Source organism: Streptomyces sp. NPDC001502 (genome assembly GCF_042894785.1).
Taxonomy (GTDB): domain Bacteria; phylum Actinomycetota; class Actinomycetes; order Streptomycetales; family Streptomycetaceae; genus Streptomyces; species Streptomyces kutzneri.
Window position 1 is genome coordinate 58,483 of the sequence record NZ_JBIAVW010000005.1, and the last position, 13,194, is coordinate 71,676.

Consider the following 13,194-nt stretch of genomic DNA (forward strand, 5'->3'; position numbering starts at 1 on the left):
AATCTATCGCACGGCCTTGACCCGGACCATGGGGAGGTCAGCAGTTGGTAAAGGTCAGGGCAGCGCGGCCGGCCGAGGCGGAGGACCTGACCGGGCTGGTGATGCGGTCCAAGGCGCACTGGGGGTACGACGCCGCCTTCCTGGCCGCGTGCGCGCCGGAACTGCGGATCCGGGCCGGCGACGTGACCGCCCGCCGTATCGTCGTGGCCGAAAGCGGGCAGGGAGAGGTGCTCGGGGTCGCCTCGCTGGAGGGGTCTCCCCCGCTGGCGACGCTCGGGCTGCTCTTCGTGGAGCCGTCCGCCATCGGCCGGGGTGTGGGCCGGTTGCTGTACCGGGACGCGCTGCGGCGGGCCGTGGACCTGGGAGTGCGCCGGCTGGTGATCGACTCCGATCCGCACGCGACCGGGTTCTACCGGGCGATGGGGGCGGTGGCGGCGGTGGCTGCGGTGGGTGCGGTGGCGGCGGCCGCACCGGACGTGGAAGCCGACGGTCCGGCCCTGGTCCGGTTCGAGGTGGCTCCCGTCCCGCTCGCCGGCTGGGCGCGGGCCTGGACCGGTGGCGGGCGGGCCGTGCACCTGGGCAATGTCGGCGAGTTCAACGCGCAGTTCGCCGACGCCACCCTGGACCCGGAGCAGCGGCCCGCACACCACTACGCGTGCCTCGCCGCCTTCTACAGTCCCTACCCGGCCGCGCTGGTACTGCCGCGGCCGGTGCCGCGGGGCTGGACCGAGCTGGTCTGCCGGCAACTGGGCTGGACCGGGGTCCAGGTGTACGACGGCCTGCTGGACGCGGATCCCGGCCTCGCCGATGCCGTACGGGCCCGGCCGGCCCTGGCAGCGTTGCTCACCGGGGCCGGGCTGCCCCTCGTACCGTGGGGGCGCACCCGGCCGTTCGGGCGGCTGTCGGGCCGGCCGTGGCGGCCCGGGGAGCTGCGCTACGAGTCGAAGTCCGCGGCGCACGCCCTCTTCGGGCGGATCCTGGCGGACGGCGGGCATCCCGGGATCGTGCTCCCCCGGCAGTGGCGGGCCGACGGGCGGTGGGCGGCGGCCCGGATGCTGGCGGCCAGGACCCGGGCGGGCGAGAGCACCGTTCTGAAATCGGAGCACGGTGTCGGGGGTTCGGGCACCACGGTGGTCACCCCCGAGCGGGTCCGTGCCGCGGGCGGGGCGCGGGCCGTGCTGCGGCGGCTGCCGCGCGGGCCGCTGCTGGTGGAGGAGTACGTCGGCGGCGGTCCGGCGTCCGGGGCGGACGAGGGGCCGCGGGATCTGACGTACGACGGCTTCGTCGACGACGCGGGCCGGGCGCACGAGGTGGGCGGGGCGGTGATGGACGTGGCGGACGGCTGCTACCGGGGTGCCACGGTGGGTCCCGGGGTGGTGCCCGCGTGGGCGGAGAAGTCCCTCACCGCCTTCGGTACGGCGGTGGGCCGGGAGCTGGCGGAATCCGGTTACCGGGGCTGGTTCGACGTGGACTTCGTCGCCGACGGGGCGGGGCGGCTCGCGCCGACCGAGACGAACCTGCGGCTGACCGGGCCGTCCATCGCCTTCATGGTGGCGGCCCGGCTCGACGCGCTGCGGGGCGCGGGGCACCTCGTACGGATCGCCGACCGGGTGGCGCTGGGCGCGCGGCTGCCCGAGTCCCAGCTGGACGAGTTGTGCGCGGCGCTGGCCCGGGGCTGCGCGGATCTCGGGGCGGTATTCGTCCCTGCGATCCCGACCGGGGCCTTCGAACCGGCGCCCTGGCTGGGTGTGCTGGTGGCCGCGCGCAGCCGGGAGGTGCTGGACGCGGCCGAGTCGCTGGTGCGGGCCGAGGCCCTGGCGGTCGGGGCGATGTTCGGCCCGCCTCGGTCCTCCGACCGCAGATCGTGATCCGCAGGTCCGGGTGGCTCGTCGCTGATCGTGGACGGGCCGGCCTTCGCACCGGGTGGGGGCAGGGCCGGTCAGTGCTTGAGGTGGATCGTGAAGCGCCTCGTGCCCGTAGCGATCGTGTCGGCGTGGACCGAGCCACGAGCCCGGTCGAATTCCCCGGTGCCGCCGGTGATTCCGTTGTCGAACGAAGGGGGAGGGCCCGGAATGAGATTGCCGAAGACCATTCCCTGCACGGAGAGCTGGCCGCCCGGGAGGGTGTAGGTCACGACGCACTGCTCCGCTCCGCCGTTGTCGACCCGGGTGGTGGTGCAGGTGCCGCCGGTCTCGCCGACCTGGTTGCCGGCCTCGTCGAAGAGGTTCGAGCGGAAGGCGGTCCGATCGCCCTGGGCGGCGGCGCCGCCGGGGTTGACGGGGAAACGCGTCTGCTCCGCGAGCCGGCCGATGAGGGTGATGACCCGCTCTTTGCCCTTGTCGTGGGCGGAATCCGTGTCCGTCGCGGCGGCCGCGACAGGGGTGCAGGCGAGAAGGGTGACGAGCGCAGTGGCCGTGCCGAGACCGGCTGCTCTGATGGGGCGCATCGTGTGGCTCCTGAGGTTGATGCTCATGGATGGTCAGGTGACGAAACCGTCATGCGATTTCATTCATAACCTCGGCCTTGTCGCCGCCCGGAACGTCCCGGCACGACCCTCCGGCAGATCTGACCGATCGGACCAACCCGGGACGTGAGACGGCCCCTTCTTCGCGTCGCCGGTCAGCGGTCCGGCCAGTCGTCGACGGGGTCGTGGAAGTCGAAGGGGTCGGCCGGTTTGCTGACGACGTAGGCCGCGACGACGACGCCCGCGATCATCAGCGGGATGTTGAAGGCGTAGACGAGGGCGGCCTGGCGCGACCAGTCCTGTTTGGCGGCCAGCCGGTAGAGGTTGTCCTGCGGCCACCAGGACAACAGCAGGTAGGACACGGCCAGATGAGCGGCCACGGTGAGGGAAGGGCCGCGGCGTTGGCGCAGCATCCGGGCGCGGCCGCCGAACAGGAACACCACCCCGACGCCGAAGGCGGCGCACTCGAACAGGTACAGCAGGGAGAACAGGAACGCCCAGGGCTGCGGCACCCCGGTGAGGTCGGTCGATCCGGGCCAGAGGAAGTTCGTCAGGATCATGGCGACGAAGCCCAGTCCGACTCCCCCGCAGCCGGCCGCGCAGCCCGCCGGGGTCTCGCTCTGGCCTGCGGCGGCCCCGTACTTGCCTGACTTGCTTCCGGCAGCCTTCGCCGCCGCGGGCATGACGGGCAGCGGCAGGGCGTCCCGGTCCTCCTGGCCCGCCGCGGTGCGGGGCAGGGTGCGCAGCCGGATGACGGTGCGCGGGGACTCCTCGCGGAGCACCTTGCCCGCCAGGTGGTCGCGCAGCTCCTCGATGTCCGGCAGCGGGGCCCTGGCCGCCCCGGTCGGCCCGCCGGGCGGTGGGGCCACGTACGCGACGAGCCGCCGCGGGCCGCGCGGGCCGTCGACCCCCTTCAGGATGACCGCGCCGATGCCCTCGTGGCTGCGGATGGCGGATTCGACGGGGTACGGGTCGAGTCGGCGGCCGCCGGGCAGGGTGATCCGGTCCCGGATCCGGCCGCCGTACTCCAGCAGCCCGTCCTCGCGGAGGAGGCCGAGGTCGCCGGTCGGTATAGCGTCGGCGCCGTCCGGCGGGACGAGGCGGATCTCCCCGCCGTGCACCTCGGCCCGGAAGCCGGGGAACGCGGTGCCGAGCAGGGAGATCTGTTCCGGGTCGTCCAACGGGTGGGGCAGCTGCGGCAGTTCGAACCAGGTGCCGATGCCGGCGCATTCCGCGGAGCCGTAGACGTTGAGCACGCGCGCGCCGGGGCGCAGCCGGACCTGCAGGGTCGCCTGCTCGTCGAGGTAGAGGCGGCCGCCCGAGACGGCGAGCAGCCGCAGGGACCGGCAGGCCGGATCGGCCCGGAGATGGGCGGCCGGGGTGAGGCTCCCCCGTTCGGCGTCCTCGATCAGCAGCCGGGCAGCGCCGGCCGGGTCGGTGTGCAGCACGGTGACGCGGCCGGTCTCGACGGCCGCGCGGATGTCCTCGGGCTTCCAGGCGGAACGCGGGGACAGCACGAGGGCGCCGCCCGAGCACAGGGCCCGGGTCCAGCCCGCGGCGAAGGCGGTGACGTCCGGTCCGACGGTGAACAGGTGCCGGTCCTGCGCGGTCGGCCGGGCCACCTCGGCCCAGCCCTCGTGGGCGGCGAGGAGCATCCCGTGGCTCACGGGGACCGCGCGCGGCTCGGCCGCCCCGGTGAACAGAACCGCTGCGGTGCGGCCGGGCGGCGGGACCGCGCCGGGAAGCCGGTCCGCGGGCGGATCCGCGGGCGCGCCGGCGGGCACGTCTGTGAGCGCGTCCGCGGGCCGGTCCGCCGGCTGTTCGGTGCGCGGCCCGCCGATCGCCGTGGCGTCCGCGTCGAGCCGGATCACCCGAGGGCCGCCGCCGTTGTCGAGGGCGGCATGCCGGGCGGCATCGGTGAGCAGGACGAGGGGCTCGGCCGCGGCCAGTTGCCGGCGCCCGGAGCGCGGGCTCTCCACGTCGATGACGGTGTAGGACCCGCCGGCCTTGAGGACGGCGAGGAGGGCGACGACCAGTTCGGTCTGCCGGGCGGTGCCCACGGCGACGAGTGCGCCGGGCGGCAGCGGGCCGGAGGCGAGCAGACGGTGCGCCAGCCGGTCGGCGCGCGCGTCCAGTTCCCCGTAGGTGAGGCCGTCCGGGCCGGCGATGAGCGCACGGGCCCCGGGGGTGTCCCGGGCCCACTGCTCGAAGCGGTGCAGGACGGTGTCGGTGGTTCGTTTGCCGAAGCGTACGGACTCGGATCCCTGCGTCATGGACCGATGATGCCACCGGGCACCGACAACGGACGGGGGTCGGCAAAATCGCTCGTGCGGGCGGGAGTTGGCGCCCCGTGCGGGCGATCCCGGACCGGATGCTTGACCTGAAGTTTGGTTGAGGTCCTAGCGTTCGGGTCATGGACATGGAAGTCACCGCCTGGACCTCGCTGCACAGCGCGATCAACGCCCAGCAGGACCGTCGCACGCTCTCCCGGGCCGGTCTGCGCCGCGTCGCCTCCTTCGCCCGTCCGCACCGCCGCGGGCTCACCCTCTTCCTCCTGCTGAGTGTGGTGACCGCGCTGCTCGCGGTGGCCACCCCGGTGCTCGCCAGCCGGGTCGTCACGGCCATCGTGGACAACCGCGACAGCTCCGCGGTCACCCGGCTGGCCCTGCTCATCGCGCTGATCGCGGTCGCGGAGGCCGGGCTCGGACTGCTGACCCGCAGACTCTCCGCCACCCTCGGTGAGGGGCTGATCCTGGATCTGCGGACGGCGGTCTTCGACCACGTCCAGCAGATGCCGGTCGCCTTCTTCACCCGGACCCGGACGGGGGCCCTGGTCAGCCGCCTCAACAACGATGTGATCGGCGCCCAGCGGGCCTTCAGCAACACCCTGTCGGGGGTGGTCGCCAATACCGTCACCCTGGTGCTGACCCTCACCGTGATGCTCGGCATCTCCTGGCAGATCACCCTGCTGGCGCTGGTGCTGCTGCCGGTGTTCGTGCTGCCGGCCCGCCGGATGGGGGCGCGGATGGCGGCGATGCAGCGGGAGGCCTCCGCGCTGAACGCCGCGATGGGCACCCAGATGACCGAGCGGTTCTCCGCCCCCGGCGCGACGCTGGTCAAACTCTTCGGGCGGCCCGCCGACGAGTCCGCGGAGTTCGCGGCCCGGGCGGCGCGGGTGCGGGACATCGGGATCCGTACGGCGATGGCCCAGTCGGCCTTCATCACGGCCCTCACCCTGGTCTCGGCGCTGGCTCTCGCGCTCGTGTACGGACTGGGCGGGTTCTACGCCCTGCGCGGTTCCCTGGACGCCGGTTCCGTCGTCGCCCTCGCCCTCCTCCTGACCCGCCTGTACGCCCCGCTGACCGCGCTGGCCGGCGCCCGCGTCGAGGTGATGAGCGCGATGGTGAGCTTCGAGCGGGTCTTCGAGATCCTCGACCTGAAGCCGCTCATCGCGCAGAAGCCGGACGCCCGCCGGGTGCCGCAGGGGCCGGTGGCCGTGGAGTTCGACCGGGTCTCCTTCGGCTACCCGGCCGCCGACAAGGTCTCGCTCGCCTCCCTGGAGGAGGTCGCCACCCTGGATGCCCGGGGCGGTACGCAGGTGCTGCACGAGGTGTCCTTCCGGGCCGAGCCGGGCCAGATGATCGCCCTGGTCGGCTCGTCCGGCGCCGGCAAGTCGACCATCGCGCAGCTGCTGCCGCGGCTGTACGACGCCGACGCGGGCGCGGTCCGGCTCGGCGGGATCGACGTACGGGACCTCACGGCCGACTCGATCCGCGAGACGCTCGGCATGGTCACCCAGGACGGGCACCTCTTCCACGAGTCGGTACGCGCCAACCTGCTGCTGGCCCGCCCGGAGGCCTCCGAGGAGGAGATCTGGGAGGCCCTGCGGCGCTCGCGGCTGGACGGGCTCGTCGCCTCGCTGCCGGACGGACTGGACACGGTGGTCGGGGAGCGCGGCTACCGGCTCTCGGGCGGGGAACGGCAGCGGCTGACCATCGCGCGGCTGCTGCTGGCCCGGCAGCGGGTGGTGATCCTCGACGAGGCCACCGCACACCTGGACTCCACCTCGGAGGCCGCGGTGCAGGAGGCGCTGGGCGAGGCCCTGGCGGGGCGGACCGCGGTGGTGATCGCGCACCGGCTGTCGACCGTACAGGCGGCGGACCTGATCCTGGTGGTCGAGGACGGCCGGATCGTGGAACGGGGCACGCACACCGGGCTGCTGGCGGCGGGCGGGCGGTACGAGGAGCTGTACCGCACCCAGTTCGCGGTGTCGGGCGGCGAGGCACCGGTGTCGGGAGCATGATGCTCTGATGGACATCAAACTGGAGCTCGTCGCCGTCCCCGTCACCGACGTGGACCGGGCCAAGGCCTTCTACGAGAAGCTCGGCTTCAACGCCGACCACGACGTCACCGTCAGCGAGGACATCCGCTTCGTCCAGCTGACCCCGCCGGGCTCGGCCTGCTCGATCGCGATCGGCAAGGGGCTGACCCGCATGACCCCGGGGTCACTGGACAACATGCAGGTCGTCGTCACCGACATCGAGGAGGCGTACGAGGATCTGCGCGGCCGGGGGGTGGAGGTGACGGAGATCCAGGACCTGCCGTGGGGCTCCTTCGTCTACTTCTCCGACCCCGACGGCAACGGCTGGGCGGTCCAGCAGACCACGCCCCGCAAGTCGGCGGAACCCGCCTAGTCCGTCTCTTCCGGGGACGCTTGTTGGACCTTCCGCCGAGGGCAGGGCGCGACCGTGGTCGGGAAAGCGCCTTGCCCTTGGTCCCCGCACCCTGCGGGGCCACTCCCGGGCGCGCAGGCGCAATGCGCGTTCCGGGTGGGGGGCCGGGTGGGAGGATGCACCGATGCCGACACCCATGCCGATGCCGATGCCGATGGACCGTGAACCGATGGATCTCGAGGCCTACGTCGAACGGACGCGCGGTGGGCCGTGCTTCGTCTGCGCCTTCCTCGCCGGGCATCCCGACTACGCGCACGAGAGCGTCTTCGAGGACGAGCACCACGTGGCCTTCCTCGACCGCTGGCCCACGCTCCCCGGAAAGGTCCTGGTGGCGCCCAAGGCGCACATCGAGCACGCCGTGCGCGATCTGGACCCGGCGGCCTACACGCGGCTGATGCTCGTCGTACGGGAGGTCGCGCTCGCTGTCGAGGACGTCTTCGACAGCGAGCGGACCTACCTGTACGCGCTGGGGAGCCAACAGGGCAACGCCCACCTGCACTGGCACATCGCGGCGCTGCCGCCCGGGGTGCCGTACGAGCGGCAGCAGTTCCACTCCCTGATGACCGAGAACGGGGTCCTGTCGCCGTCGCCCGCGGAGCAGGCCGCCACGGCAGAGCTCCTGCGCGCGGCCGTCGCCGCGCGCGGAGCCCTCGAACCGCCGTGGTGAGGTCAGGCCTCCGCGGCGGCGTGGTGGTGGTCGAGCTCCCACGCGTGGTGCTTGAACTCGTGGCGGAAGTCGGCGTGGTCCTCCCACTGGCGGGCGATGCCGCGCAGTACGTCCCAGTTGTGCTCCACCGACTGGTCGATGACGCGGCGCATGGCCGGTTCGGCGGATTCCCGCTTCCCGATGAGGCCCTTGATGGCGGAGGCCTCCAGGACGGAGTTGCGCAGCGCACGCAGGGCGCGGGAGGTGTCGTCCATGGCGAAGCCGTGTTCGCTGCCCGTCGCCTCGTCGAACAGCGGGGTGAGCCGCGCCTCGATGAATGCGGTGATCCGCTCGAAGTGCTGCACGTCCATCGGGGGCTCCCTCTCCTGCCGGACCACGCTGTGTATCCGGCGTCTCCACTCGCTTCTGCTGTTCGGGGGCCATTATCCAGCAGTCGTCCGGCCTGGCCGGTCCCCGGCCGGGGTCGCCGTCAACTCCCCCCTCACCAGGGCCTTTTCCCTGTGATCTATTTTGATGCTCCGGTGTGAGCAATCGACATGGGGGACCGGTGGACGGGAATTCAGGGCTGACAGAACGCTTCGAAGAGCACCGCTCTCATCTGAGAGCGGTGTCCTATCGCATGCTCGGCTCGCTCGCCGAAGCCGATGACGCCGTCCAGGAGGCCTGGCTGCGCCTGCACCGCTCCGACGTCAGCGATGTCGAGAACCTCGGGGGCTGGCTGACGACGGTCGTGTCGCGCGTCTGCCTGAACATGCTGCGCTCGCGCGAATCCCGGCGCGAGGACCCCATGGAGGCGTATCCCTCCGACCCCGCCGTCAGCCGTGCGGACACCGTCGACCCCGAGCAGGAAGCCCTGCTGGCCGACTCGGTCGGGCTGGCGCTGCTGGTGGTGCTCGACCAGCTGGCACCGGCCGAGCGGCTCGCGTTCGTGCTGCACGACCTGTTCGCCGTGCCCTTCGACGAGATCGCCCCGATGATCGGGAAATCCCCGGCGGGGACCCGTCAGCTCGCCAGCCGCGCCCGGCGCCGGGTCAAGGGGGCGCCGCTGGTGCCTGAGGTCGATCTGGCCCTGCAGCGCCGGGTCGTGGACGCCTTCCTCGCCGCCACCCGCGGCGGGAACCTCGACGCGCTCGTCACCCTGCTCCACCCCGACGTGGTGCTCCGGGCCGACAAGGCCGTCGGACCCACCACTGCCCCGATCCTCATCCGCGGCGCCGTCACCGTCGCCACGGGTGCGATGGCGGCGATGCAGCGGGCCCGGTCCACGGCGCCGGCCCTGGTCGGCGGAAGGGTCGGCCTGGCGATGGCCCCGCTGGGACGCCTGTTCTTGGTGCTCGGTTTCACGATCGAGGACGGCCTGATCACCGAGATCGACATCGTGGCGGAACCGGATCGGCTCGGCGCGCTCGAACTCGCCGCGCTCGATGTCTGAGGGCCGGCCACCCGGCCCCCGGAAGGAGCTCTGGCGCATTCCGTGCCGCGGCCGCCTCTTCCGTGCCGCGGTACGGCGCTCAGGGCGCGAGGACGTCCAGTTCCTCCAGCGCGCCCACCGCGATCCGGCGGGTCAGTGCCTCGGCGCGCGCCGCGTCGCCCTCGCGGACCGCCTCGGCGACCTGGACGTGCAGGGTGACGGCGGCGGGGTCGGGGTCGTGGAACATCACCGCGTGCTCGGTGCGTCCGGTCAGGACCTCCGCGACGACGTCCCCGAGGCGGGCGAACATCTCGTTGCCGGAGGCGTTCAGCACGACGCGGTGGAAGGCGATGTCGTGCCGCAGATAGCCCTCCAGCTGGTGGCCGCGCGAGGTGCGGACCATGCCGAGGGCCGCTTCGGTGAGTTCGGCGCACTGCTCCGGTGTGGCCAGCGTCGCGGCGAGCCCGGCCGCGACCGGCTCGATCGCGGAGCGCAGCACGGTGAGGGACCGCAGTTGCCGGGGCCGGTCGGTGCCGGCCAGCCGCCAGCGGATCACGCGCGGGTCGTAGACGTTCCACTCGCCGGTGGGGCGCACGATGACACCGACCCGGCGGCGGGACTCGACCAGGTGCATCGACTCCAGGACCCGGACGACCTCCCGTACGACCGTGCGGGAGGCGTCGAAGCGTTCGGCGATCTCGTCGGTGCGCAGGACGCCGCCCGGGAGGTACTCCCCCGCCGTGATCGCGAGGCCGAGGGTGTCCAGCACGTGGGTGTGGAGCCCGGACCCCTGGCCGGGACTGCCTTCGGTGGTCATGACGTAAGCGTACGGTGACGCTTCCACCGACAAAAAATGTGACGTTTCCGACGTGAAGCTTGAATACGTAGTACTTAATGCGCTTCAGTGGTGCCACACGAACCGATGTCGACGAGGACAGCGAGGTAGGCGTGAGCACCCAGCGCGTCATTGTGGTGATGGGCGTGGCCGGTACGGGCAAGACGACCGTGGGGCAACTGCTCGCCGAGGCCCTCGGCATTCCGTACGCGGAGGGCGACGCCTTCCACCCGGCGGCCAACGTCGCAAAGATGTCGGCCGGCATCCCGCTGGACGACGCGGACCGGTGGCCGTGGCTCGACGCCATCGGCGAGTGGATCCGCAACCGCGCCGGCCTGGGCGGCGGTGTGATCGCCGCCTCCTGCCTCAAGCGCGCCTACCGCGACCGGCTGCGCGCCGCCGCCCCCGGGGCCGTCTTCGTCCACCTCGCCGGTGAACGCCCGCTGATCGAGAGGCGCATGGCGGAGCGCAAGGGCCATTTCATGCCCACCGCCCTGCTGGACTCGCAGTTCGCCATACTGGAGCCGCTCCAGGACGACGAACTCGGCGTCGTGGTCCACGTGTCCGGGTCCCCGGAAGACATCACCGAACGGGCGCTGGCCGCCCTGCGTCGACTCCCCGCACACGAGAACTGAGGAATCCGCACCGTGACCGGTCTCAGCGTCGAGACTCTGGCAGCGGCCGCCACCGGACCGATCACCTCGGCCGGGAACACCCAGCTGGGGATAGCCGTCCTCGCGGGCATAGCCGTCATAGTCCTGCTCATCACCCGCTTCAAACTCCACGCCTTCCTGGCCCTGACGATCGGCTCGCTGGTCCTCGGGGTCTTCGCCGGCGCACCGTTGGCCAAGACGATCGCGAGCTTCACCGCCGGACTCGGTGCCACGGTCGCGGGCGTGGGCGTACTGATCGCGCTCGGCGCGATCCTCGGCAAGCTGCTGGCGGACTCGGGCGGCGCGGACGAGATCGTGGACACGATCCTCGCCCGCGCCAAGGGCCGGGCCATGCCGTGGGCGATGGTGCTGATCGCCTCGGTGATCGGGCTGCCGCTCTTCTTCGAGGTCGGCATCGTGCTGCTGATCCCGGTGGTGCTGCTGGTCGCCAAGCGGGGGAACTACTCCCTGATGCGGATCGGCATCCCGGCGCTGGCCGGCCTGTCGGTGATGCACGGGCTGGTCCCGCCGCACCCCGGACCCCTCGTCGCCATCGACGCGCTCCACGCGAACCTCGGGGTCACCCTCGGGCTCGGGGTGCTCGTGGCGATCCCGACCGTGATCATCGCCGGGCCGCTGTTCTCCCGTTACGCGGCGCGGTGGGTGGACATCCCGGCGCCGGAGCTCATGATCACGGAGCGCCCCTCGGCCGAGTCGGAACACCGCCCCCGGTTCGGGGCCACGGTGTTCACCGTGCTGCTCCCGGTGGCACTGATGCTCGTCAAGGCCCTCGTCGACATCGTGGTCGACGACCCCGCCGACCCGGTGCAGCGCGTGACCGATGTCGCGGGCTCCCCGATGATCGCGCTGCTCGCGGCCGTCCTCGTGGGCATGTTCACGCTCGGCCGGGCGGCCGGCTTCACCCGGGACCGGATCTCGGCCACGGTGGACAGGTCCCTGGCCCCGATCGCGGGCATCCTGCTGATCGTGGGTGCGGGCGGTGGCTTCAAGCAGACGCTGATCGACGTCGGCGTGGGTCAGATGATCCTTGACGTGTCCAAGAACTGGGCCGTGCCGACCCTGTTGCTGGCCTGGCTGATCGCCGTGGCCATCCGTCTGGCCACCGGGTCGGCGACGGTGGCCACCATTTCGGCGGCCGGGCTGGTGGCTCCGCTCGCGGCGGACATGTCCACCACCGGGACCGCACTGCTGGTCCTGGCCATCGGGGCCGGCTCGCTGTTCTTCAGCCATGTCAACGACGCCGGCTTCTGGCTGGTCAAGGAGTACTTCGGGATGACCGTCGGTCAGACCCTGAAGACGTGGTCGGTGATGGAGACCATCATCTCGGTGGTCGGCCTGGGCCTCGTGCTGCTGCTGTCACTGGTCCTGTAGCTGGGCGGCGGCCAGCGCGAGCCCGCCCGCCGCCGTTGCGCAGCGCGCCGCGAGCCTGGTGACCTCGGCCCGCAGGGCCTCGTTCTCCTGGCCTTGCCACCCGGGCGTCATGGCCGCGACCCGCAGCCGGACCGCGTGCGTGCGCAGCGCGGCGGCGTGGCCGCCGAGGCCGGCGTCCGGCGGCAGCGGCGCCGGCCGGGGCGGCCGGTACGTGACCCGGCGGCGGGCCGGGCCGGGGGTGGGCGCGGCCCCCGTCGTGGCCGGCCCTTCGGGCTGCGCCGGACCCCGGTCGCAGAAGGCCCAGAAGGCGGCGCCGAGTCCGAGGACCGGTTCGGCGGTCTCGGCCCGGCCGGTGGCGACCTGCCAGCCGGCGTGGTCGTTGAAGGGGTTCGCGTCGGTGAGCGCGTGCCAGGCGAGGATGTCGGCGAAGGACGGGGCCAGCAGCGCGAAGGCGTGCTCGGCGCCGCGCTCGCGCATGATGGCGCGGAACAGCCGGACGGCCTCGCCCTGGCGGCCCGCTCCGACGGCGCCCAGGACCGCGGCCGCGCCGGGATCGTCGAACAGTTCGGGCCGGCCCGCGCTCGCGGCCCGGATCCGGGCCTTCAGCCCGCAGACGGCGATGCTGATCGCGAGACTCTCCCGGCCCGCCAGGATTCCCGCGAGCCGCCCGGCGCGGGCCACCCCCCGGCCGCGAGGGGCCCAGCCGAGCCCCGACGGGTCGGTGAGCGTACGCAGCAGGGTGCGCCAGCCGAGCCGGACGCGGCCGCCCCGAGCGAGGGCGGCCGCGGGCAGCCGGGCGCCGAACGCCAGGCCGGAGGCGTGGCGGGCGGCCTCACCGACCGCGTCGGCGGCCTCGGCGAGGGCGCGGCACGGGGCGTCGAGCAGGTCGATGTCCGGGGCGGTGGACGCGGAGGTCGCGGCGTCGGGCATGTGATCCTCGTGGGGTTCGGCACGGGCTCGGGACGGACAGGGTCGGGCGGGGACGGGCGGGGACGGGCCGGGTCGGACCGGGTCGGGCACGGACGGGCGGGGACGGACG

The 13,194-nt window shown here is 73.0% G+C and carries 12 protein-coding genes; 7 read left to right on the forward strand and 5 right to left on the reverse strand.

Translation table 11 applies throughout. From position 1 onward, the window contains the following. Positions 1-44 precede the first annotated feature (44 nt). Positions 45-1,868, forward strand: coding sequence for a GNAT family N-acetyltransferase (locus ACFY0D_RS09840; protein ID WP_390797819.1), 1,824 nt, complete (start codon positions 45-47; stop codon positions 1,866-1,868). Between the two features lie 71 nt (positions 1,869-1,939). On the opposite strand, the gene ACFY0D_RS09845 is transcribed toward ACFY0D_RS09840, so the two are convergent. Continuing rightward, complete coding sequence (locus tag ACFY0D_RS09845; protein ID WP_390797820.1) at positions 1,940-2,446, reverse strand: hypothetical protein; 507 nt, start codon at positions 2,444-2,446, stop codon at positions 1,940-1,942. A gap of 173 nt (positions 2,447-2,619) precedes the next feature. Continuing rightward, positions 2,620-4,737: an AMP-binding protein gene (locus tag ACFY0D_RS09850; protein WP_390797821.1), complete on the reverse strand. Its 2,118-nt coding sequence runs from the start codon at positions 4,735-4,737 to the stop codon at positions 2,620-2,622. A 140-nt stretch (positions 4,738-4,877) separates the two neighbouring features. Here ACFY0D_RS09850 and ACFY0D_RS09855 point away from each other — a divergent pair, with 140 nt between their 5' ends. From ACFY0D_RS09855 to ACFY0D_RS09865, 3 genes are all read left to right on the forward strand, one after another. Next, on the forward strand, positions 4,878-6,767 hold the full coding sequence (locus tag ACFY0D_RS09855) for an ABC transporter ATP-binding protein (protein WP_390797822.1): 1,890 nt from the start codon (positions 4,878-4,880) through the stop codon (positions 6,765-6,767). A 7-nt stretch (positions 6,768-6,774) separates the two neighbouring features. Then, complete coding sequence (locus ACFY0D_RS09860) at positions 6,775-7,158, forward strand: VOC family protein (RefSeq protein WP_390797823.1); 384 nt, start codon at positions 6,775-6,777, stop codon at positions 7,156-7,158. Positions 7,159-7,366: 208 nt separating this feature from the next. After that, complete coding sequence (locus tag ACFY0D_RS09865) at positions 7,367-7,864, forward strand: HIT family protein (protein ID WP_390797824.1); 498 nt, start codon at positions 7,367-7,369, stop codon at positions 7,862-7,864. 2 nt (positions 7,865-7,866) lie between these two features. Here the strand turns inward: ACFY0D_RS09865 and ACFY0D_RS09870 are convergent, their stop codons facing one another. Continuing rightward, complete coding sequence (locus ACFY0D_RS09870) at positions 7,867-8,214, reverse strand: hypothetical protein (RefSeq protein WP_390797825.1); 348 nt, start codon at positions 8,212-8,214, stop codon at positions 7,867-7,869. Between the two features lie 197 nt (positions 8,215-8,411). Between ACFY0D_RS09870 and ACFY0D_RS09875 the strand changes: the two genes are divergently transcribed. Beyond that, positions 8,412-9,296, forward strand: coding sequence for a sigma-70 family RNA polymerase sigma factor (locus tag ACFY0D_RS09875; RefSeq protein WP_390797826.1), 885 nt, complete (start codon positions 8,412-8,414; stop codon positions 9,294-9,296). A 79-nt stretch (positions 9,297-9,375) separates the two neighbouring features. Here ACFY0D_RS09875 and ACFY0D_RS09880 read toward each other — a convergent pair whose 3' ends face one another. Beyond that, on the reverse strand, positions 9,376-10,092 hold the full coding sequence (locus ACFY0D_RS09880; protein WP_390797827.1) for a FadR/GntR family transcriptional regulator: 717 nt from the start codon (positions 10,090-10,092) through the stop codon (positions 9,376-9,378). A 131-nt stretch (positions 10,093-10,223) separates the two neighbouring features. Here ACFY0D_RS09880 and ACFY0D_RS09885 point away from each other — a divergent pair, with 131 nt between their 5' ends. Both ACFY0D_RS09885 and ACFY0D_RS09890 read left to right on the forward strand, forming a co-directional pair. Continuing rightward, entirely contained in the window at positions 10,224-10,745 is a 522-nt protein-coding gene (locus tag ACFY0D_RS09885) for a gluconokinase (RefSeq protein WP_390797828.1), read from the forward strand. A gap of 12 nt (positions 10,746-10,757) precedes the next feature. Then, positions 10,758-12,155: a gluconate:H+ symporter gene (locus ACFY0D_RS09890; protein ID WP_390797829.1), complete on the forward strand. Its 1,398-nt coding sequence runs from the start codon at positions 10,758-10,760 to the stop codon at positions 12,153-12,155. Here the strand turns inward: ACFY0D_RS09890 and ACFY0D_RS09895 are convergent. Further along, positions 12,141-13,085 carry a hypothetical protein gene (locus tag ACFY0D_RS09895; RefSeq protein WP_390797830.1) on the reverse strand — a complete coding sequence of 315 codons (945 nt, stop codon included), beginning with the start codon at positions 13,083-13,085 and terminating at the stop codon, positions 12,141-12,143. The genes ACFY0D_RS09890 and ACFY0D_RS09895 overlap by 15 nt on opposite strands. Positions 13,086-13,194 lie beyond the last annotated feature (109 nt).